This window comes from Streptomyces sp. NPDC054887 (assembly GCF_053610585.1).
In genome coordinates this window covers 1-18,868 of the sequence record NZ_JBSGYQ010000063.1, presented here as the reverse complement: position 1 = coordinate 18,868, position 18,868 = coordinate 1, and the positions used below count along the sequence as shown (strand labels likewise).

The 18,868-nt window shown below is 72.6% G+C and carries 18 protein-coding genes and 1 pseudogene; 10 read left to right on the top strand and 9 right to left on the bottom strand.

Features of this window, described 5'->3' with window-relative positions:
* Positions 1–245 precede the first annotated feature (245 nt).
* On the bottom strand, positions 246–1,397 hold the full coding sequence (locus tag ACWGH0_RS27965) for a flavin-containing monooxygenase (RefSeq protein WP_453407018.1): 1,152 nt from the start codon (positions 1,395–1,397) through the stop codon (positions 246–248).
* A 163-nt stretch (positions 1,398–1,560) separates the two neighbouring features.
* Between ACWGH0_RS27965 and ACWGH0_RS27960 the strand changes: the two genes are divergently transcribed.
* Together ACWGH0_RS27960 and ACWGH0_RS27955 are read left to right on the top strand one after the other, a co-directional pair.
* Positions 1,561–2,016 (top strand): DoxX family protein, encoded by a 456-nt coding sequence (locus tag ACWGH0_RS27960; protein WP_453407017.1) that lies wholly within the window; start codon positions 1,561–1,563, stop codon positions 2,014–2,016.
* Entirely contained in the window at positions 2,013–2,435 is a 423-nt protein-coding gene (locus tag ACWGH0_RS27955) for a Zn-ribbon domain-containing OB-fold protein (RefSeq protein WP_453407016.1), read from the top strand. The genes ACWGH0_RS27960 and ACWGH0_RS27955 overlap by 4 nt, the downstream gene beginning before the upstream one ends.
* On the opposite strand, the gene ACWGH0_RS27950 is transcribed toward ACWGH0_RS27955, so the two are convergent.
* Positions 2,408–2,818: a hypothetical protein gene (locus ACWGH0_RS27950; RefSeq protein WP_453407015.1), complete on the bottom strand. Its 411-nt coding sequence runs from the start codon at positions 2,816–2,818 to the stop codon at positions 2,408–2,410. The genes ACWGH0_RS27955 and ACWGH0_RS27950 overlap by 28 nt on opposite strands.
* A gap of 84 nt (positions 2,819–2,902) precedes the next feature.
* Here ACWGH0_RS27950 and ACWGH0_RS27945 point away from each other — a divergent pair, with 84 nt between their 5' ends.
* Together ACWGH0_RS27945 and ACWGH0_RS27940 are read left to right on the top strand one after the other, a co-directional pair.
* Positions 2,903–3,718, top strand: coding sequence for a helix-turn-helix domain-containing protein (locus ACWGH0_RS27945; protein WP_453407014.1), 816 nt, complete (start codon positions 2,903–2,905; stop codon positions 3,716–3,718).
* Positions 3,673–3,903, top strand: a complete 231-nt coding sequence (locus ACWGH0_RS27940) for a DUF397 domain-containing protein (RefSeq protein WP_453407013.1) — start codon at positions 3,673–3,675, stop codon at positions 3,901–3,903. Before ACWGH0_RS27945 ends, ACWGH0_RS27940 begins: the two co-directional genes overlap by 46 nt.
* A gap of 6 nt (positions 3,904–3,909) precedes the next feature.
* Here the strand turns inward: ACWGH0_RS27940 and ACWGH0_RS27935 are convergent, their stop codons facing one another.
* Positions 3,910–4,563: a pyridoxine/pyridoxamine 5'-phosphate oxidase gene (locus tag ACWGH0_RS27935; RefSeq protein WP_453407012.1), complete on the bottom strand. Its 654-nt coding sequence runs from the start codon at positions 4,561–4,563 to the stop codon at positions 3,910–3,912.
* A gap of 78 nt (positions 4,564–4,641) precedes the next feature.
* Positions 4,642–5,820, bottom strand: a complete 1,179-nt coding sequence (locus ACWGH0_RS27930; RefSeq protein ID WP_453407011.1) for a thiolase C-terminal domain-containing protein — start codon at positions 5,818–5,820, stop codon at positions 4,642–4,644.
* Between the two features lie 130 nt (positions 5,821–5,950).
* Between ACWGH0_RS27930 and ACWGH0_RS27925 the strand changes: the two genes are divergently transcribed.
* Together ACWGH0_RS27925 and ACWGH0_RS27920 are read left to right on the top strand one after the other, a co-directional pair.
* The gene (locus ACWGH0_RS27925; protein WP_453407010.1) at positions 5,951–7,183 is read left to right on the top strand and encodes an acyl-CoA dehydrogenase family protein; all 1,233 of its coding nucleotides are present in this window, start codon (positions 5,951–5,953) and stop codon (positions 7,181–7,183) included.
* On the top strand, positions 7,183–7,665 hold the full coding sequence (locus ACWGH0_RS27920; RefSeq protein ID WP_453407009.1) for a nitroreductase family deazaflavin-dependent oxidoreductase: 483 nt from the start codon (positions 7,183–7,185) through the stop codon (positions 7,663–7,665). Before ACWGH0_RS27925 ends, ACWGH0_RS27920 begins: the two co-directional genes overlap by 1 nt.
* Before the next feature lie 92 nt (positions 7,666–7,757).
* Here the strand turns inward: ACWGH0_RS27920 and ACWGH0_RS27915 are convergent, their stop codons facing one another.
* A complete protein-coding gene (locus ACWGH0_RS27915) occupies positions 7,758–8,405 on the bottom strand; it encodes a TetR family transcriptional regulator (protein WP_453407008.1) in 648 nt (215 codons plus the stop codon).
* 354 nt (positions 8,406–8,759) lie between these two features.
* On the opposite strand from ACWGH0_RS27915, the pseudogene ACWGH0_RS27910 reads away from it, so the two are divergent.
* Positions 8,760–9,557, top strand: a pseudogene (locus ACWGH0_RS27910) (VOC family protein); the annotation flags it as partial.
* A gap of 538 nt (positions 9,558–10,095) precedes the next feature.
* Positions 10,096–12,561, top strand: a complete 2,466-nt coding sequence (locus ACWGH0_RS27905; protein ID WP_453407007.1) for an outer membrane protein assembly factor BamB family protein — start codon at positions 10,096–10,098, stop codon at positions 12,559–12,561.
* A 74-nt stretch (positions 12,562–12,635) separates the two neighbouring features.
* Here ACWGH0_RS27905 and ACWGH0_RS27900 read toward each other — a convergent pair whose 3' ends face one another.
* Positions 12,636–13,487, bottom strand: a complete 852-nt coding sequence (locus ACWGH0_RS27900) for a hypothetical protein (RefSeq protein ID WP_453407006.1) — start codon at positions 13,485–13,487, stop codon at positions 12,636–12,638.
* A 196-nt stretch (positions 13,488–13,683) separates the two neighbouring features.
* Here ACWGH0_RS27900 and ACWGH0_RS27895 point away from each other — a divergent pair, with 196 nt between their 5' ends.
* Positions 13,684–14,316 carry a hypothetical protein gene (locus ACWGH0_RS27895; protein ID WP_453407005.1) on the top strand — a complete coding sequence of 211 codons (633 nt, stop codon included), beginning with the start codon at positions 13,684–13,686 and terminating at the stop codon, positions 14,314–14,316.
* Positions 14,317–14,326: 10 nt separating this feature from the next.
* Here ACWGH0_RS27895 and ACWGH0_RS27890 read toward each other — a convergent pair whose 3' ends face one another.
* The 3 genes from ACWGH0_RS27890 to ACWGH0_RS27880 all read right to left on the bottom strand — a co-directional run bounded on the left by ACWGH0_RS27890 (position 14,327) and on the right by ACWGH0_RS27880 (position 16,858).
* Positions 14,327–15,121 carry an enoyl-CoA hydratase/isomerase family protein gene (locus ACWGH0_RS27890; RefSeq protein ID WP_453407004.1) on the bottom strand — a complete coding sequence of 265 codons (795 nt, stop codon included), beginning with the start codon at positions 15,119–15,121 and terminating at the stop codon, positions 14,327–14,329.
* A gap of 20 nt (positions 15,122–15,141) precedes the next feature.
* Positions 15,142–15,576 carry a Zn-ribbon domain-containing OB-fold protein gene (locus ACWGH0_RS27885; protein WP_453407036.1) on the bottom strand — a complete coding sequence of 145 codons (435 nt, stop codon included), beginning with the start codon at positions 15,574–15,576 and terminating at the stop codon, positions 15,142–15,144.
* A gap of 133 nt (positions 15,577–15,709) precedes the next feature.
* Complete coding sequence (locus tag ACWGH0_RS27880) at positions 15,710–16,858, bottom strand: lipid-transfer protein (protein ID WP_453407003.1); 1,149 nt, start codon at positions 16,856–16,858, stop codon at positions 15,710–15,712.
* Positions 16,859–16,994: 136 nt separating this feature from the next.
* Here ACWGH0_RS27880 and ACWGH0_RS27875 point away from each other — a divergent pair, with 136 nt between their 5' ends.
* On the top strand, positions 16,995–18,650 hold the full coding sequence (locus ACWGH0_RS27875; RefSeq protein ID WP_453407002.1) for a FadD3 family acyl-CoA ligase: 1,656 nt from the start codon (positions 16,995–16,997) through the stop codon (positions 18,648–18,650).
* The last annotated feature ends 218 nt before the right edge of the window (positions 18,651–18,868 follow it).

Genomic DNA, 18,868 nt, shown 5'->3' with positions numbered 1-18,868 from the left:
CCGGCGGGCAAAGCCTGGTGACGGGCGCGGAGGGCGGACGCGGACGCCGCACCCGCCCTCCCTCTCCCTACCCGGGCCGCGGCCCCGTGAAGAGCCGAAGTCGGCCGTCCAGGGAGGGCAGATCGAGCCGCTTCAGGCGGTCGGGGTCGGCCGGGCCGGCAGGGCGCCGGCACCCACCCCGGCACGTCGGGCGGGCCGGCCCGCCGCGCCCCGGCAGGCGGTCGCCGGCTCCCCGTACCGGTTCGTCAGCGGCCCGCCGCGATCCTCTTCGCGATCTTCTTCGCGTCGATGGCCAGTTCGCGGAACATGCCGCTGATGGGGTTGGTGAACCCCGTGAAGTACAGCCCGGGCGCCTGCGCGGGGGTGCGCGCGCCGTGCACGACCGGCCGGCCGCGGCCGTCCAGTACGCCGAGGTGGCCCACCAGGTCCTCCAGGGCGCGCCGGTAACCCGTCGCCGCGATCACCGCCTGCGGCGAGATCCGGGTGCCGTCCGCCAGTACCGCCTTGTCCTCCTCGAAGGACTCGACCGCCGCCACCGGCTCCACCGCCCCGCGCCTGACGGCGTCGATCAGTCCGACGTCCTGCACGGGGACGGCGCCCTGCCGCACCCGCGTGTAGAGCCCGGTGGCCGGACGCGGCAGGCCGTGCGCGGACAGGTCGGGGATCGCGATCCGGGCCAGCAGGGCACCGGCCCGGTCCACCAGCGGGACCGGAAGGCGGCGTACGAGGATGCCGGTGGCCTGCGCGGGCCAGCCGGCCGTCGAGCGGCGGACGATGTGCGGGGCGGTGCGCACGGCCAGCCGGACGCGGGCCGCGCCGCCCTCCGCCAGGTCCACGGCGATCTCGGCGCCGGTGTTGCCCGTGCCGACGACCAGGACGTCCTTGCCCTCGTACGGGCGCGGGTCGCGGTAGTGCGCGGCATGCGTCAGTTCGCCGGTGTACGCGTCGCTGCCGGGCCATCGCGGCACGTACGGGGTGTGGTTGTAGCCGGTGGCCACCACCACCGCCGACGCCGACAGTTCCCGGCCGCCGGTGGCGTGCAGCACCCAGCCGGGGGCGCCGCCGGGCGCCGGCTCGACGCGGGACACCTCCACCCCCGTGACGATCTCCAGCTCGTGGAACTCGGCGTACTTCTCCAGGTAGCGGACCACGTCGTCACGCGCCACCCACCGTCCGAACGCCCGCGGGATCGGCAGCCCGGGCAGGCCCGACAGCCGCCGGGTCGTGTGCAGCCGCAGCCGGTCGTAGTGGGCGCGCCAGGAGGCCCCGACGGAGGGCGACTTCTCCAGTACGACGGCCCGTACGCCCCTCGCGCGCAAAGCGGCGGCGGCCGCGAGCCCGCCGGGGCCGGCGCCTATGACGTATACGGGGTGGTCGGTGAGGGGGGTGGGGGTCATGATTTGTGATCGTAATGTCGGTAAATCCTTGATGGGTCTCGGTCAAGATACGGAATGGGTTGCGAATCGATCACGGACAGTCGCAGGGCCCGACCTCTTGCGCGTGCCCGTCGCTTCCGCTGAACTGACGTACCGTCAGATAAGTGAGGGTGGGGGGAGCGACATGCGGACCATCTGGCTCGACGGCGCGCAGTGGCTGGCCGTGCTGCGCGTCGGCCTCGGCCTGTGGTGGCTGGAGAGCTGGCGCCACAAGGACAAGAAGGGCTGGTTCGAACGCGGCACGGGCATCGCCTGGGCGGCGGACGTGGCCGGCCGGCACAGGTGGCCGGCGGTGCGGCGCGGCTTCGACGCGGTCGTCGCGCCCCGGCCCAAGGTGATGGCGTACGTCGTCGTGTACGCCGAACTGGCCGTCGGACTCGGTCTGGTCGCCGGCTTCCTGACGCCCGTGGCGCTGGCCGGCGGCCTGCTCCTGAACCTCCTCTACCTCGCCCTGATGATCCACGACTGGGCCGAGCAGGGGCAGAACGCCATGATGGCGCTGATCTCGCTCGTCGCCCTGCTCGCCATGTCCTGGCAGACGTGGTCCCTCGACCACGCGATCGGATGGCTCGGGGCATGAACGCCGCCGTGCCCGACATCGACGCGTTCACCCGCCCCTACTGGGACGCCGCCGCCGAGGGCCGGCTGCTGCTGCGCCGCTGCCGCGCCTGCGCCCGGCCGCACCACTACCCGCGCGAGTTCTGCCCGTACTGCTGGAGCGAGGACGTCGGGTGGGAGCGGGCGAGCGGCCGGGCGACGCTCTACACCTGGTCCGTCGTCCACCGCAACGACCTGCCGCCCTTCGGCGACCGCGTCCCGTACGCCGCCGCCGTCGTGGACCTGGCGGAGGGGCCGCGGATGATGACGGAGGTCGTCGACTGCGCGGAGGCGGACCTGCGGATCGGCATGCCGCTGACGGTCGCCTTCAGACGGGAGGGCGAAGGGCCCGCGGTCCCCGTCTTCCGGCCGGCTCACCCCTCCGGGGACACGCAGAGCTGAGCGGTGACCACCTCGTGCAGGAGCGCGGGGTCGACGAACTCCCCCTTGCGCGGTGGGTCGCAGCGCCACGACAGCGGGTACGTGTTGCCGTGCGCGGCCGGGATGCCCACGTACTGATCCCGCGCACACGGCCCGAAACAGGTCGCACCCGGCGGCCAGGTGTGCTCCCTGCTGCTGCCCGCAGGGACGAGGAAGTACGTCCACCGCCCGCCCGAGACCTCCCGCACGACGGGGCCTGGCCGCCCGCCCGTGATGTCGGCCAGGTGGTGCAGGACGGCCTCGCCGCGTACGCCGCGGACGCGGATGGCGTCGAAGTGGATCCCGGCGAGACGGAGTTGGTGCCCGGAGGCGGGCACCCAATCGGGGAGTTCGTGGTTCGTCATGGCTATGAGCATCGAGGCGGTTGCGTAGCGTGACCAGGGTGACGCGATCCACTTCGCGGCGGTGTGGGAAGGACGGTGGTGGTTGTGGGATCGAGTAGGGAGCCTTCGTCGGCGCGCAGGCACGTGGGCGAGCTGGTCAAGAAGTTCCGCACCCAGGCGGGCATGACGCAGAAGGACCTCGCGGAACGGCTCCTGGTCTCGGAGTCCCTGCTGGGCGCGTACGAGCGGGCGGAACGCATCCCGACGACGGCGTTCCTGGCCGACGCGGACCGGGAGCTGGAGGCCGGGGGAGTGCTGAAGTCGTGCGCCGGGTTGATGGAAGAGGAGAAGTACTCGCCGAAGTACTTCAACTGGGTTCGCGCCATCGGCGAGGCAACGAGCTACAGCGCCTACGAGAGCATGGTCGTCCCGGGCATGTTGCAGACGCCGGCTTATGTACGCGCGCTGTACGAGGTACGCGTGCCGGCGTACGAGCCGGAGGCCATCGATCAGTACGTCGAAGCTCGGCTGGAGCGGCAGGCGGCCCTCGACCGCAAACCCAGGCTGGCCGTGAGCTACGTGGTCGAGGAGTCGGTGTTCCAGCGGCCGATCGGCGGCGAGGCGGTCCTCAAGGAGCAACTTCTGCACGTGTTGGGTTGTCTGAGTACGAGGAATCAGGTCACCCTGCAAGTAATGCCGACCCTGCGGTTGGCGCACGCCTCGGTGGCCGGGTCGCTTCAATTGCTCAGCACGCGCGAAGGGCGGAACTTGGCGTACGCCGACGGACACTTCGTCGGTACGTTGGTCTCCAAGCCCGAAGAGGTGAATCAGCTCATCGACCGCTTCGGAGCCTTACGGGCACAGGCGCTCACCCCGTGGGAGTCCGTGGAACTGATCGAGAGGATGGCGGCGCAGCTGTGAACCCCGCACTGGCCTGGTTCAAGAGCAGTTACAGCACCAACGAGAACGAGAACTGCGTCGAGGTCGCCGTCTGCCCCCACGCCGTCCACGTCCGGGACTCCAAGCTCACCGACGGTCCCGCCTTCGCGGTGGGGCCCGGCGCTTGGGCCGCCTTCGTGGGGTCGTACGCGAAGGCGGCCGGCTGAGGCCGGTCACGGCCAGAGCAGCTCCCGGACCCACGCGTCCCCCTCGCGCCGGTAGCGCACGCGTACGTGCCGGCGCCGGTCGTCGCCCTGGAAGAACTCGACCTCGCGCGGTTCCAGCACGTACACCGTCCAGGTCGCCGACTCGGCGTCCGGTTCCGCCTCCGCCCGCGCCCAGGCCGCCTCGCTCGCCCGCGCCAGCTCCTCCCGCGAGCCCAGCACCTCGCTCTGCCGCCCCACCAGCGCCGACGCCAGCGCGCCGGTCGAGCGGACGTGCAGGTCGGCGTTGGCCTCCTGGGGCGTTCCGCTGGAGACCTGTCCCCGTACCCGGACCTGGCGGCCCTGGACCGGCCAGTAGAAACCGAGCGCCGCTCGCGGGTCGGCGGCTAGCTGGCGACCCTTGGCGCTGGTGGCGTGCGACGCGAAGTGCCAGCCGCGCTCGTCGGCGTCGTGCAGCATCAGCGTCCGCACGTCGGGCCACCCCTCCTGGTCGACGGTGGCCAGCGACATCGTGTGCGGCTCGCTCTGCCCGGCCTCCGCCGCCGCCACGAACCACTGGCGGAAGAGCGGCAGCGGATCGTCGGGCGCGGTGTCCGGGTCGAAGGCGGGGAGGGAGGTGTCCCATACGCGCAGCGAGCGGAGCGTCTCGTGGAAGGTGGTCACCGGGACATCATCCGCTCCCCGGGGATCGACACCAGTGCCCGCGTCACCGGGCAGCCCGTGCGCCGTATCGAGCAGGGGTCACCGCTCCCGGCCCAGCACCAGCGTCCCCGACGAGCAGAACCAGCCGCCCGTGCCCGACGCCACCGCCAGTTCAGGGAGGCTGCCGTCCGGTCTGCGGACCTGGCCGTCGCCCGCCTCGCCGCGCAGTTGCCGTACCGCCTCCACCAGCAGGAACAGGCCCCGCATGCCGGGGTGACAGGCGGACAGGCCGCCGCCGTCGGTGTTCACCGGCAGCCCGCCGTCGCGCAGCAGCCGGCCCTTCTCGACGAACGCGCCGCCCTCCCCCTTCGCGCAGAACCCGAGATCCTCCAGCGTCACCAGCGTCATGTAGGTGAACGCGTCGTAGATCTCCGCGAGATCGATGTCCGCGGGGCGCACGCCCGCCCGCTCGAAGGCCAGGCGCCCGGAGACGGCGGCCGGGGAGACCGTGAAGTCCTCCCACTCCGACATGGTGGTGTGCGAGACCGCGCTCCCGGAGCCGAGCACCCACACCGGGGCCTTCGCCGCGTCCGGCACGTACTCCTCCGCCACCATCAGCACCGCGCAGCCGCCGTCGCTGCGGACGCAGCAGTGCAGTTTGGTGAACGGGTCGGCGATCAGCGGGCCGGACAGCACGTCGTCCACCGTCACCGGGTCGCGGAACATCGCGTCCGGGTTGGTCGCCGCGTTCGCCCGCGCCTGGACGGCGACCTCGGCGAGCTGCTCCAGGGTCGTGCCGTACTCGTACATGTGGCGGCGGGCGGCCATCGCGTACTTCGCGACGAGGGTGTGCCCGTACGGCACCTCGAACTGGAGGGGGCCGCGCCCGCCGAACGAGAGGTTCGAGGTGCGGCGCCGCGCCCTGATGTCGGCGCGGGCGGTCGAGCCGTACACCAGCAGTACGGCGTTGGCGTGGCCGGCCGCTATCGCGTCGGCGGCGTGCGCGGCCATGACTTCCCAGGTGGAGCCGCCGACGCCGGTCGAGTCGACCCAGTTGGGGCGGAGCCCCAGGTATTCCGCGACCTCGACCGGGGCGAGCGTGCCGAGTCCGGCCGACGCGAAGCCGTCGACGAGGCCGCGGTCGAGTCCGGAATCGGCGAGGGCCCGGCGGGCGGCCTGGGCGTGCAGCGCGTACGGGGTGGCCGCGTCGACGCGTCCGCAGTCGGAGAGGGCCGCGCCGACGACGGCTGCCTTGCGGGGGTGGCGGGGGGAGGACATGTATCTGACGGTACATCAGATAAGGGCCCGCGCATCGGGCCCGGACGGAAGACGGCACTCGGCGCGCGCCCCTGTGCATCTGGCCTCCCCGCCCCTAACATGACGGCCCGTCAGGCAAGGAGGGAGTCCCATGGACGCCGCTTTCACCGTGGAGCAGGACGAGATCCGGCGCACACTGCGCGAGCTGCTGGCCAAGCGGAGTGGCCCCGACGAGGTGAAGTCGGCGGTACGGACCACCGACGGGTACGACGCCGGCCTCTGGCGGCAGCTCGCCGAGCAGATCGGACTGCCCGGACTCGCCCTGCCCGCCGCGTACGGCGGCGTCGGGTGCGGGACGGCCGAGCTCGCCCTCGCCTGCGAGGAGACGGGCCGCGCCCTGCTGCCCTCGCCGCTGCTCGCCACCACCGTGCTCGCCGCCCCGCTGATCACCGCCCTCGGCACGGAAGCCCAGCGCTCCGCCCTGCTGCCGCCCCTCGCCGACGGCACGCTCACCGCCACCCTCGCCGTCCCCGGCGGCAGCCTCTCCGCCGCCCTCGCCCTCACCGGCGACAACACCCGCGGCGAGTGGGCGGGCGGCGGCCGGTCCGGCGGCGTACAGGCCCGGCGCACCGGCGCGGGGGAGCGGGACGGCACGTGGACCCTGTACGGGGAGGCGGCGCAGGTGCTCGACGGGCACAGCGCCGGCCTGCTGCTCGTCGCCGCGCACACCGGGGGCTTCGCGCGCGGCCGGACGCTGCTGTTCCTCGTACGGGCCGGCTCACCGGGGCTGGCCCGCGCGCGCCGGACCGCCCTGGACGAGACACGGAGCCAGGCACGGGTGCAACTGCGGCAGGTCGAGGCCGAATTGCTCGGCGGGGACGACACCGCCGACGTGGCCGGTCCCCTCGCGGCCACCGGGCGCACCGCCGCCGTCGTACTCGCCGCCGAAGCGGTCGGGGCCGCCTCGTACGCACTGGAGCGGACCGTCGGCCACGTGAAGAACCGCGAGCAGTTCGGCCGGGCGATCGGCTCCTTCCAGGCGGTCAAGCACCGGCTGGCCGACCTCTACGTACAGGTGCAGGCCGCGCGTTCGGCGGCGTACTACGCGGCCTGGGACCCGTCCACCGGCGGTCTCGCCCTCGCGCAGGCCCTCGAAGCGCTGCGCGCGAGCGCCGCGGAGGCCGTCCAGCTGCACGGCGGGATCGGGTTCACCTGGGAGCACGAGGCGCACCTGTACTTCAAGCGGGCGGCCTCGGACGAGCTGCTGTTCGGGCCCGTGCACCGCCTGCGCGACCGCGCGGCGCGCACGGCGGGCCTCTTCGGCGGCGCGGAGGCGGAAGCGGCGGCCGGCGGCCCGGCGGTGGCGCGGGAGGTGGCGTACTGATGCCGCCCGGAACGCGCCTCGTGCAGAAGCTGTCGTCGACGCGCGCGTTCGCCAGGATCGCGCCCCGCTTCGTCCCCGCCATGGACCGCGCGGTCCACCGCCTCACCCGGGGAAAGGTGCTGCTCAGCGCCCGGATGCTGCCGGGCGTGATTCTCACCGCGAAGGGCGCCAGGAGCGGTGAGCTCCGTACGACGCCGCTGGCCTGCATGCCGCAGGAGCCGGGCGGCGGCTGGATCCTGGTCGGCAGCAACTTCGGGCGGCCGGGGCATCCCGCCTGGACCGCCAACCTCATCAAGCACCCGGACGCGCGGATCAGTTGGCGCGGCAGGGACATCGCGGTCGGGGCGCGGCTGCTGGAGGGGGCGGAGCGGCAGGCGGTGTGGGAGGCGGTCGTGCGGTTCTGGCCGCCGTACGCGACGTACCAGGCGAGGGTGGAGCGGGAGATCCGGCTCTTCCGGCTGGAGGAGCGCTCGGGCCCGTAGCGCGGATGCGTGAAAGGCCGCAGCGGCGGACCGCTGACGGTGCCGCCGCTGCGTAGACAGGACTGGGACGGGCGGGCGGGGGAGGGGGCCGGCTACTTCGTCGGCTTCCTTCCGGTGATGCCGAGGTGCACCAACAGGGCGAGGTTGGGGCGCAGTTCGTTCGGCTTCACGCCCCAGGTCTGGAAGCCCTTCTGGTGCGAGGCGACCGCCGCGAGCATCGCGACGAGCGAGCCGGCCATCGCGGCGGGGCTGACGTCCTTGTCGACCTTGCCCTTGGCCTGGAGCTCCTTGACGCTGTCCGTAAGGGAGTTGGTGACCGAGTTCAGGATCTTCATGCGGATCTTGTAGAACCGCTTGTCGCCCTCCGCGGCGCCGAGGTCGACGACCCGCAGGATGGCGTCGTTTTTGCGCCAGAAGTCGAGGAAGCCCTCGACAAGTTCTTCGGAGGCCGCCCAGCCCGCCTTGCCGACCCAGGAGCGGCCGGAGACGAGTTCGGTCAATCCCGCACCCTCCTTGGCCATTTCTTCCGCGATTTCGAGGACGGCGCCCTCCACATCGGGGAAGTACTGGTAGAACGTCGCGGGTGAAGTGCCCGCCTTCCGGGCCACATCGATGACTTTGACGTCGCGGTAGGGCGAGGAGCTGAGCATCTCGCTGAGGCAGTCGAGCAGCTTCTGCCGCGTCGCCTGACCGCGTCGTCCGGCCACGCGGCCGTCGACGGTGCGTACTTGTCCTGTCATGCCGTCAGCTTACCGAGGGGTGATCGGAGCGCGATTCGGCCGACTGCAAATGGGGAAACCGGCCATCCGCCCCGGCCCGCCCGCGACCGCTCCGTCGTCCGCGTTGTCTGCGTTGTCCCGGTCCGTCGCCCGGGTCCGTCCCGCCCGGTCCCTCGTCGGCGGCCGCTACCCGAATAGTCTTATCAACAGCCTGTGGACAACTTTGGTGGACAACCCCGGCCCACCTTGGCGTAATGCCCCGACATGCGGCCTGATGTTCGATTCTCTGCCCCTGCGTGGTCCGTCATGGCCCGTTAGCTTGAGGTGACGGGCACCACACATCGCCCCGCCCTGCGCGACGGAAGGATCCGGGCCATGGCCGTATACGCGGAAGGCATGCCGTGCTGGGCCGATGTGACGCTGGACGACGTCGAGGCGGGCAAGCGGTTCTACGGCGGACTGTTCGGCTGGACCTTCGAGGACCCCGGTATCGACGACCGGGCGCGGACGGGCTGGTCGGGCAGCGCGGGGCAGACGGCGTTCGTGAACGCCCTGCGGGACGGCAGGAAGGTCGCCGCCCTCGCGCCGAAGAGCGACGGCCGCATGCCCACCGCCTGGGGCATCTACTTCGCCACCGACGACGTGGTGGCGCTCGCCCGCAAGATCAGGGAGGCGGGCGGCCAGATGGTGACGGACCCGCTGCCCGTGCCCCCGCTCGGCGTCACGGCGGCGGCGGCCGATCCCGGCGGCGCGGTGTTCGGCCTGTGGCAGGCGGGCCGCCACGCGGGCTTCGAGCTGCGCGACCGGCCGGGCTCCTTCTGCTGGACCGAGGTCTACGCGCGCGACAAGAACCGGACCGACCCCTTCTACGAGACGGTCTTCGGCTTCCAGGGCTTCGACCTCGACGAGGAGGGCGAGGACTTCCGTACGTGGTCTCCCGCGGGCGCCGATCCGGGCCCCGGCACGGCCGTCGGGGGCCGCAGCGTCATGGGGAACGCGTTCCCGGCCGAGATGCCCGACCACTTCCTCGTCTACTTCGTCGTCGACGACTGCGACGGCGCGGCGTCGAAGGCGGTGGACCTCGGCGGCCGGGTGCAGGCGGAGCCGTTCGACACGCCGTACGGCAGGATCGCGGTGCTCACGGACAACCAGGGGGCCACGTTCGCCGTACTGGCCGAACCGGTGGAGGCGTCGGCGGCTTCGGCGGACACGGCGCACGCCGCCCGGCCGGCCGACACGCCCGACACGCCCGACGCGCCCGACACATCTGACGCGCCCGACGCGTCCGAGGCGTCGAAGCCGACCCAGTCCCCGAAGTCCGCCGAGCCGTCCGCGCCCGCCGAGCCGTCCGGGACCGCCCGGCCGTCCCGGCCTTCCGAGCCGTCCCGTGCCGCCGAGGCGCCGAAGCCTCCCGCAACGCCCGGGTCCGGCGACGGGTCCGAACCCGCCGGTCTGGCCGAAACCAGTGAGGATGACGGGCCCTCCGCCCCCGGCGGCCCCCGAGAAAGCGCCACGTAGCAGCCCATCACCGACATTTTGGTCCGGCGCGACCTGTCCGAATACGGGTGAGACACCCCGGTCCGCCCCCGGGTTCGCCACCATCGCCTCAGACAGGAAGAATCAGGGTGCGCACCGCTGGGTGGTGCCCAGTGGTGAGACGCTTCACGGGGCTGTGTTTCGCGGCCTCGTACGGGGAGGTGGCAGGCAAGTTATGGAGCAGCTGACGCAGCACGACCCGCGGCGGATCGGCCCGTTCGAGGTGCTGGCACGGCTCGGGGCCGGCGGCATGGGGCTGGTCTATCTCGCGCGGTCGGCGTCGGGCCGGCGCGTGGCGATCAAGACGGTACGGACCGAGCTCGCCGAGGACCAGCTGTTCCGCGTCCGCTTCACGCGCGAGGTGGAGGCCGCCCGGGCGGTCAGCGGGTTCTACACCGCCGCCGTGGTGGACGCCGATCCGCGGGCGGCGGTGCCGTGGCTGGCCACGGCGTACGTACCCGCGCCCTCCCTCGAGGAAATAGTGAATGAGTGCGGGCCGATGCCCGCCCAGGCGGTGCGCTGGCTGGCGGCGGGGATCGCCGAGGCCCTCCAGTCCATCCACGGGGCCGGTCTCGTCCACCGCGACCTCAAGCCGTCGAACGTCCTGGTGGTGGAGGACGGACCGCGCGTCATCGACTTCGGCATCGCCTCGGGCGTCTCCAACACACGGCTGACGATGACCAACGTCGCCGTCGGAACGCCCGCCTACATGTCCCCCGAGCAGGCGCGCGACTCGCGCAGCGTGACGGGCGCCAGCGACATCTTCTCGCTGGGCTCCACGCTCGTCTTCGCGGCCACCGGGCACGCGCCCTTCCACGGCGCGAACCCGGTCGAGACGGTCTTCATGCTGCTGCGGGAAGGCCCAGACACCGAGGGGCTGCCCGACGAGCTGCGCCCGCTGATCGAGTCCTGCATGCAGATGGACGCGGTACGGCGGCCCAGTCCGGCCGACCTCCAGGCGCAGCTCTCGCCGCACCTCTTCGCCTCCGGCGAGGACGACAGCGGTACGGCGTCCGCGTGGCTGCCCGCCCGGGCCACCGCGATGATCGAGCAGCGCCGGGGCGGCCGTCCCGCGCTGCCCAGCGCCCCCAGTACGCCGCCGTCCCGGGTGCACGCCACGCCGCCGAGACCGGCGGGCCCGCCGCCGTTCTCCCCGGTGGCGTCCCGTTCGGAACCCCCGGTCTCGTCGCCCGCGGGGGCTTACGCGGACGGGCCCGGCGGCCGGCCGGCCCAGGGCGCGCACGCGGGCCGGGCGCCGCACGCCCCGCAGCAGGGCTCCCTGCGGCTGCCCGGCTCCAAGGTGCCGATCGGACCCGGCCCCCGGGTGGCCGACGGCCGCACCGCCGCGGTCGCCGTGCCGGGCGAGCAGGCCACGGGGTGGATCAGGCCCCCGGCCGGTGTGACCGCCGCCGGGAACGGGCCGGACGCCGCCGTGACCGCCCCGCCGCCCCCGGCCGTTCCGCCGCCCGCCCAGTCGGCGGACTCCGCCGGTCCCTCCGGGGGATGGCGGCCGTGGCGGTTCCGTATGTCCAACGACGTGTGGGGCACGCCGGCCGTCGCGGGCGACCTCGTCTACGTCACCTCCTTCGAGGTGCACGCCCTGGATGTGGCCAGCGGCCGGCGCCGCTTCAAGACGCGGGACGTCGCCTGGGCCATGGCGGTCGCCGGCGGCCGTATCCACGCGTCCGACGGCCCCACGCTGTACGCCCTGGACGCCACCGACGGCCAGGAGCGGTGGCGGCTCCAGACCGACGCGTGGGTGTACTCCCTCAAGGCCGACCGCGGCACGGTGGTGACCGGCACGCGCGGCGGCGGCATCCAGGCGTGGGAGGCGTCCAACGGCCAGAAGCTGTGGGAACTCACCGGGGCGCAGAGCGACTTCGAGACCCCGGAGGCCGGTCCCGCCGTACACGAGGACACGGTCTACGTGTGGCAGGACGCCCGGCTGCGGGCCCTGGACGCCCGTACCGGCATCGAGCGCTGGTCGTACCCGATCGGTGACGCCGCGTCCTGCGGCGGCGTACCGCTGCGGCTGACGTCGGCGCCCGACGGGCATGTGTACGTCGCGGCCGGCACCCGCGTCCTGGCCATCGACGCCGCCGGCGGCCGGGTGCGGTGGCACTTCGAGGCCCCCGCCGTCTTCCTGAGCCCGCCCGCGTTCGCGCCGGGCCCGGCCGTCGCGGGCGGCGGCGTGTACCTGGCCGACTACCTCGGCACGGTGTACGCCCTGGACGCCGCCACCGGCAAGGACCGGTGGCGCATCGCCACCGAGTCCCGCCAGTCCATCGAGCCGGTGCTCGTCGTCGCGGGCAACGTGCACGTGGGCAGCGGCAGCGCGCTCTACACCCTGGACGCGGTGACCGGCACCCCGAAGTGGCGCTTCGCGGCGGGCGGCGAGGTCGTGGGCGCGCCCGTGGTCTCGGACGGCCGGGTCCACTTCGGATCGGCGGACCACTGCCTCTACACGCTGGACGCGAGCGGCGGCCAGTTGCGCTGGAAGCTGGCCACGGGCGGCGAGATCACGGGTTCGCCGGTCGCCCAGGGCGGCGTGGTCTACGCGTGCAGCAAGGACCGCTGCGTCTACGCCCTGGACGCGGTCAAGGGCACGGCGACGGGCCGGGCGTCGGGGACGCGGGCGTGACGGCGGCGGCTACGGGGGAGTGACGGGGGCCGGGCCGTGACGGCGGCCCGGCGGCCCGGCGGTGCGGTCCGCCGCTAGCGGTAGCGGGGGTCCGGCGGTGGTGGCGGCGGGGGCCGGTCGTCGGGGCCGCCCTCTCCGTACGGGTCGCCTCCTCCCGCGAACGGGCCGCCGTGCCCGTAGGGCCTGCCACCGCCGTGCGGCCGGTCTCCGCCGCGCGGCCGGCCTTCCCCGTACGGTCCGCCTTCCCCGTACGGACGGCCTTCCCCGTACGGTCCACCCGACGCGTACGGTCCGCCTGATCCGTAGGGCGCTTCACGTGTGTCCTGGTCGTTCCCGTAACCGTGCCCGCGCCCGCGTCCGTAAGCCTCCCCGTGTCCGCGGTCGTCGCCGTAGCCGCGGTCGTCTCCGTAGCCGTGGTCGGGATCCGGTCCCGGCTCCGGCTCCGCCTCGGGTTCGTACCGTCGGTGCTGGCCGTGCTGGCTGTGCCGGCCGTGCTGGCCGTCCACGCGGCGCCGCCCGCGTCCGGGCATCACGGCGGCGGCCAGCAGCAGCAGTACGCCGCCGCCGAGCGCCAGCGCGGCGCCCACGTCGAGTCCGGAGCCGTCGGTGTCGACCGTGAGGCCGTCCCGCGCCTGCCCCACGCGGACCATCCACAGCACGGTGAAGGCGAGCACGACGATCCCCGCGACGGCGACCGTCAGCCGTGACCGGAGAAGGAGTCCGATCAGGGTCAGCAGGGCGGCGAAGGCGAACGGCAGCAGGAGCGACAGCGCGATCGAGGCACCACTCTCCGTGATGCCGCCGAACAGGTCGCCGATGCGGTAGTCGCGCCCGAGACGACCGTCGTACCAGGTGCGGAAGGGGCTCAGTACGGCGGCCGTCGCTCCGATGAGAGCGAGGATCCAGCCCAGGACATTGCGGATCATCGCAAGCCTCCTCAAGGTGGCTCTCTGTGACGACGCTACGCCCGTGGTGCGGGGGCTGCCAGTTGCGGCCGGGGGTCGCCGTGCGGGCGCTGCCGCCCGGGAACACGCGTTTGCGGGGGTGTCCGGCGCCCCACTAGGGTGACGTGCGCTCGTCAATCGAGAGCGCACATTCAACGATTTCAACGGGGGTTGAAGCGTGAAGCTTCGCCATGTCCGCGCCATCGCCGTCTTCGGCATCGCGGTCCTCGCCCTGACCGGAGCCCGTGGCCGCGGAGGCAGTTGCGACGACAGCAGCGGCAGCAGCGGTGGCAGCAGCTTCGGCAGTTCGAGCAGCAGTAGCAGCACCAGCAGCGGCGGTTCGAGCTACGACGACGGCTACACGTCCAGCAGCACGAGCGGTTACACCAGCGGTGACACGTCGTCCAGCAGCAGCACGAGCGGTTACACCAGCGGTGACACCTCGTCCAGCAGCACCACCAGCGGTTACACCAGCGGTTCGTCCACCACCACGGGCTTGACCTCCGGCACCCGCGGCGACCAGAACATCACGGACGTCCGGATCGACTCCTGCCGGTACGACCCCTCCCGGGGCATCGTCGCCGCCGTGAGCGCGACCAACACCAGCTCGACCGAGAACTACACCTACACGTTCACGATCAGGTTCAGCGACCCCAGCGGCGCCACCATCGCGACCCGTCACCCCAGCATGTACATGGTGCTCGCGGGCCGTACCGAGCGGCAGGACGTCGCCACCCCGTACATCGCTCAGGCGGGCGAGACGTCCGGCGGCAAGTGCACGCTCAGCAACGTGCGGCGCATAGCCGGCTGAAGCGGCACGCCTAGCGCGTACGGAATCCGGGCCGGCGGGCGGTGAAGAGCTCCGCCTGCCGGTCCGGCGGCAGGTTGCCGAGCGCCACCAGGTGCGGAGCCTGCGCCATGGCCTGCACCCGCGCGCCCTCCGTCGCCGCCCATACCGCCCGGACCGTGCCCTGCACGGCGTTCGTCGGGTAGGAGGCGATCACCTCGGCCGCTCGCACGGCCGCCGCCACTTCCTGGCCGTTCGGGACGACTTCCGACACCAGCCCCGTCTCGTACGCGCGCCGCGCGGACATCCGTTCCGCCGTCCCCATCAGCGCCGTCCGTGCGACCTCCCCGAACGGCATGCGCTGGGCCATGTGAATGGTCTCGTACGCGCTGACCATTCCGTACGTCGTGTGCGGGTCGAAGAAGGTCGCGTCCTCGGCGGCGACCACGAACTCGGCCTCCCCCAGCAGGTAGAACGCCCCGCCGCAGGCCATCCCCCGTACCGCCGCGATCACCGGCTTCCACAGGTCGTTGGCCTTCGGGCCGACCGTCAGCAGCGGATCGTCGACCGAGTACGGCGACGGGGGCTGGGGCACGTCCACTCCCCGGTCGATTCCGCTGCAAAAGGCCCGGCCGCCCGCGCCGGTGAGCACGACGGCCCGCACACCCTCGTCGCACCGGAACCTCCGCCACACGGCGGCGAGTTCCCGCGCGACCTCCAGGTCCACGGCGTTGTGCCGCTCCGGCCGGTCGAGGGTGACGACGGCGACACCGCTGCCGGGGTCCCGCTCGACCCGCAGACCACTGCTCGCGGCACCCTCACCGCTCACGCCGCTTCTCCCTCCGGCGGTCATGGGCGTTCCAGCAGCCACCGTGGCACCTGGCGCCCCGCCGCGTCCTCGGTGAACGCGACCTGCACCTTCGCCCCGATGCGCAGCCGCGCCGGATCGACGGAGTCGAGCGGGGCGCCGGGCCGTGCGACGACATTGCCCACGAGCCGTATGTGCGGGGCGTCGGCCAGCTCCACGACGACCGCGTTGTACGGGGCCTGCGCGGCATAAGCGGGCAGGAGTGGCGGGTGGGGCAGCACGTACGACCAGATCCGGCCCTTGCCGCTCATCCGCCGCCACTCGCTGTCGAAGGACTGGCAGTGCGGGCAACAGGGCCGGGGCGGGAAGCGCAGCTCGCCGCAGCCGGGTGCGGCGCAGACCTGCACGCGGAGCTCGCCGCGTGCGGCGTACTCCCAGAAGGGCGCGCCGTCGTCGTCGACGACGGGACTGAGCAGCCCACCGTCACGGCTCCCGTCCGCGCCTGCCCTGTCCTTGCCGTGTTCGCTGTCCCTGTCGTGTTCGCTGTTCCAGCCGCGTTCGTTGTCTCTGCCGCGACCGCGTTCGTTGTCCCTGGTGGTCACTTCTCCCTCAATTCCTCAGCAGCAAGGCGGACGTGGGCACGCCCTCGCCCGCTGTCACCAGGCAGGTGGAGGCCCCCGGCACCTGGGCGGTGCTGGTGCCGCGCAGTTGCTTGACGCCTTCGGTGATCAGGTTGAAGCCGTGTACGTACGCCTCGCTGAGTCCGCCGCCACCCGTGTTGATCGGCAGCCGCCCGCCGCTCTCCAGGGCGCCGCCCTCGGTGAACGCCGCGCCCTCGCCCCGGCCGCAGAACCCGTAGCCCTCCAGGGAGAGGGGGATGAGCGGCGTGAAGGCGTCGTAGATCTGCGCGACATCGACTTCGTCCGGACCGAAGTCGGCCTGTTTCCACAGCTGTCGGGCGGCGGTCCAGGCGGGGCCGGTGAGGGGGTCGTCGTTCCAGTAGTTGACCATGCCGTGGTGCTGGGCGGGCAGGCCCTGGGCGACGGAATGGACGTACACGGGCTTCTGTCGGCAGTCGCGCGCCCGCTCGGCCGAGACGATGACGCAGGCCAGCGCCCCGTCCGTCTCCAGGCAGTTGTCGAAGAGGCACAGGGGATCGCTGATCCAGCGCGAGTTCATGTACATGTCGCGGGTCAGGGGCCGCTCGTACATCATCGCGGCGGGGTTCTGGTTGGCCCGGTTGCGGCAGGCGAGAGCGACGTTGAAGAGGTGGTCGCGGGTGGCGCCGTACTCGTGCATGTACCGGCGGGCCAGCATGCCGATCTCGTCGGCGGGGCGCAGCAGGCCGAAGGGGCGGGTCCACTGCGCGGGGGTGGGGAGCTGCACGGCGGTGTTCTTCCACGGCCGCGGCCCGGAACCGCGCTTGCGCGACCGCCACGCCACGCCGACGCTCGCCTGGCCGGTGGCGACTGCGGCGGCGAGGTGGGCGACGGTGGCGCAGGATCCGCCGCCCCCGAACCCCACCTTGGAGAAGAAGGTGAGATCACCCGCACCGATGGCCTTCGCCACCTCGACCTCGTCGGTCTCCTCCATGCTGTACGAGGCGAGCGCGTCGACCTCGGAGGGGGCGATGCCCGCGTCGTCGAGGGCGGCGAGAACGGCCCGGCAGGCCAGGGTCTTCTCGGACTCGGCGAGGTGCTTGGCGAAGGGGGTCTGTCCCGTACCGACTATCGCTGTCGCGTCCTTGAGCGTCGCCACGTCGGGGAACCTCCGCGATGGGTGCTGATTGTCGATTGCTGTCCGCTTGTTCGGGGCTTGGCAGTGAGCTGCTGACAGCGCGTCAGGTTACAGCTAATCTGACGGTTAGTCAGCTACTGGCGTGGGAGGGCTTTCCATGAGCGAGGCAGCGGGTGGTGGGGGCGCCGGGCGGGGCAGTGAGTGGGGCGGCGAGTGGGGCGGTGGGTGGGGCAGTCAGGGGGGCGGCGAGTGGGGCGGTGAGTGGGGCAGTCAGTGGGGCAGCATCCCCGAGCTGATGCGCGGGGCGGCCGAGCGGTACGGCGAGCGGGAGGCCGTGGTCGAGGGCCGTACCCGCGTCTCGTACGCCGAACTGGGTGAGCGCGTCGAGCGCGCGGCGGCGGCCTGCATGGCCTCCGGCACCGCACCCGGCGACCGGGTGGCGATCTGGGCGCCCAACACGCTCGACTGGATCGTTTCCGCTCTCGGCGCGGTGACGGCGGGCGCGGTGCTGGTGCCCCTGAACACCCGCTTCAAGGGGACGGAGGCGGCCTACGTGCTCTCCAGCAGCCGGGCGAAGATGCTCTTCGTCACCGGCACGTTCCTCGGCACTTCGTACGTCGCCTCCCTGCGCCGGGCCGATGTGGAACTGCCGCACCTGGAGCACGTGGTCGTCCTGGCGGACGCGGCGCCCGACGAGTACCGCACCTGGAAGGACTTCCTGGCGTCCGGCGAGGTGGTGTCGTCGGCGGAGGTGCGCGCGCGAGCCGCGTCGGTGGCGGGGAGCGACCCGTCGGACATCATCTACACGTCGGGCACCACGGGCCGCCCGAAGGGCGTGGTGATCACGCATGAGCAGACACTGCGCGGCTATGCCATCTGGTCCGAACTGGCCGGTCTGCGCGAGGGCGACCGCTATCTGATCGTCAACCCGTTCTTCCACACCTTCGGCTACAAGGCCGGCATCATCGCCTGCCTGATGCGCGGCGCGACGATGGTTCCGCAGCCGGTCTTCAGCGTGGACACGGCCCTGGCGAACATCGCCGCCGAACGCATCTCCGTCCTCCCCGGCCCGCCCACACTCCACCAGTCACTCCTGGACCACCCGTCCAGGGACAGCCACGACCTGTCGGCTCTGCGCCTGGTGGTGACGGGTGCGGCGGTGGTGCCGCTGCGGCTGGTCGAGCGCCTGCGCTCGGAGCTTCACATCTCCACGGTCCTCACGGCGTACGGCCTCTCCGAGGCGTCCGGCATCGTCACGATGTGCCGGCGCGGGGACCCGCCGGAGGTCATCGCGTCGACCTCGGGACGGGCGATCCCGGGCACGGAGATCCGCGTACTGGCGGAACCCGGCACTCCGGGGGAAATACAGGTGCGCGGCTTCAACGTCATGCGCGGCTACTTCGAGGACCCGGCCGGCACCGCCGCCGCCATCACACCGGACGGGTGGCTGCGTACGGGGGACGTGGGCGTACTGGACGAGGCCGGCAACCTGCGCATCACCGACCGGATCAAGGACATGTTCATCGTCGGCGGCTTCAACGCCTACCCTGCCGAGATCGAGCAACTGCTCGGCCTCCACCCCGACGTGGCGGACGTCGCGGTGGTCGGCATCCCGGACGCGCGACTGGGCGAAGTGGGCAAGGCGTACGCCGTCCGCCGCCCGGCGTCCACCCTGACGGCGGACGACCTGATCGCGTGGGCGCGCCGGGAGATGGCGAACTACAAGGTCCCGAGACAGGTCGAGTTCGTCCCCGACCTCCCCCGCAACGCAAGCGGCAAGGTACTGAAGAGGGAGCTGCGGGGGAGGGGGTAGGGGGTGGGGGTGGGGGAGGGGGTCGTGGGCTGGGGTAGGCGCGGGGCGGGGTCGGCCACTCGTTGGGTTTGGGCGGGGGTGGGGGGACCACTGGTTGCTTCTGGGGGGTGGTTCTCGGGCCGTCCTGGGCGCTTGATGGTCGGTGGGCCGGGGTGGTGCGTCAAGGGCGCTCCTGCGTCGCGTCGCCTGCGGCGATTTCGCTGCGCTCCACCCTTGAC

Excerpts from the sequence above, each read along its gene's own strand:
- ACWGH0_RS27965 (WP_453407018.1), bottom strand. The coding sequence starts at position 1,397 with ATGACCCCCACCCCCCTCACCGACCACCCCGTATACGTCATAGGCGCC.
- ACWGH0_RS27900 (WP_453407006.1), bottom strand. The coding sequence starts at position 13,487 with ATGATCCGCAATGTCCTGGGCTGGATCCTCGCTCTCATCGGAGCGACG.
- ACWGH0_RS27960 (WP_453407017.1), top strand. The coding sequence starts at position 1,561 with ATGCGGACCATCTGGCTCGACGGCGCGCAGTGGCTGGCCGTGCTGCGC.
- ACWGH0_RS27930 (WP_453407011.1), bottom strand. The coding sequence starts at position 5,820 with ATGTCCTCCCCCCGCCACCCCCGCAAGGCAGCCGTCGTCGGCGCGGCC.
- ACWGH0_RS27950 (WP_453407015.1), bottom strand. The coding sequence starts at position 2,818 with ATGACGAACCACGAACTCCCCGATTGGGTGCCCGCCTCCGGGCACCAA.
- ACWGH0_RS27955 (WP_453407016.1), top strand. The coding sequence starts at position 2,013 with ATGAACGCCGCCGTGCCCGACATCGACGCGTTCACCCGCCCCTACTGG.
- ACWGH0_RS27875 (WP_453407002.1), top strand. The coding sequence starts at position 16,995 with ATGAGCGAGGCAGCGGGTGGTGGGGGCGCCGGGCGGGGCAGTGAGTGG.
- ACWGH0_RS27915 (WP_453407008.1), bottom strand. The coding sequence starts at position 8,405 with ATGACAGGACAAGTACGCACCGTCGACGGCCGCGTGGCCGGACGACGC.
- ACWGH0_RS27920 (WP_453407009.1), top strand. The coding sequence starts at position 7,183 with ATGCCGCCCGGAACGCGCCTCGTGCAGAAGCTGTCGTCGACGCGCGCG.
- ACWGH0_RS27905 (WP_453407007.1), top strand. The coding sequence starts at position 10,096 with ATGGAGCAGCTGACGCAGCACGACCCGCGGCGGATCGGCCCGTTCGAG.
- ACWGH0_RS27925 (WP_453407010.1), top strand. The coding sequence starts at position 5,951 with ATGGACGCCGCTTTCACCGTGGAGCAGGACGAGATCCGGCGCACACTG.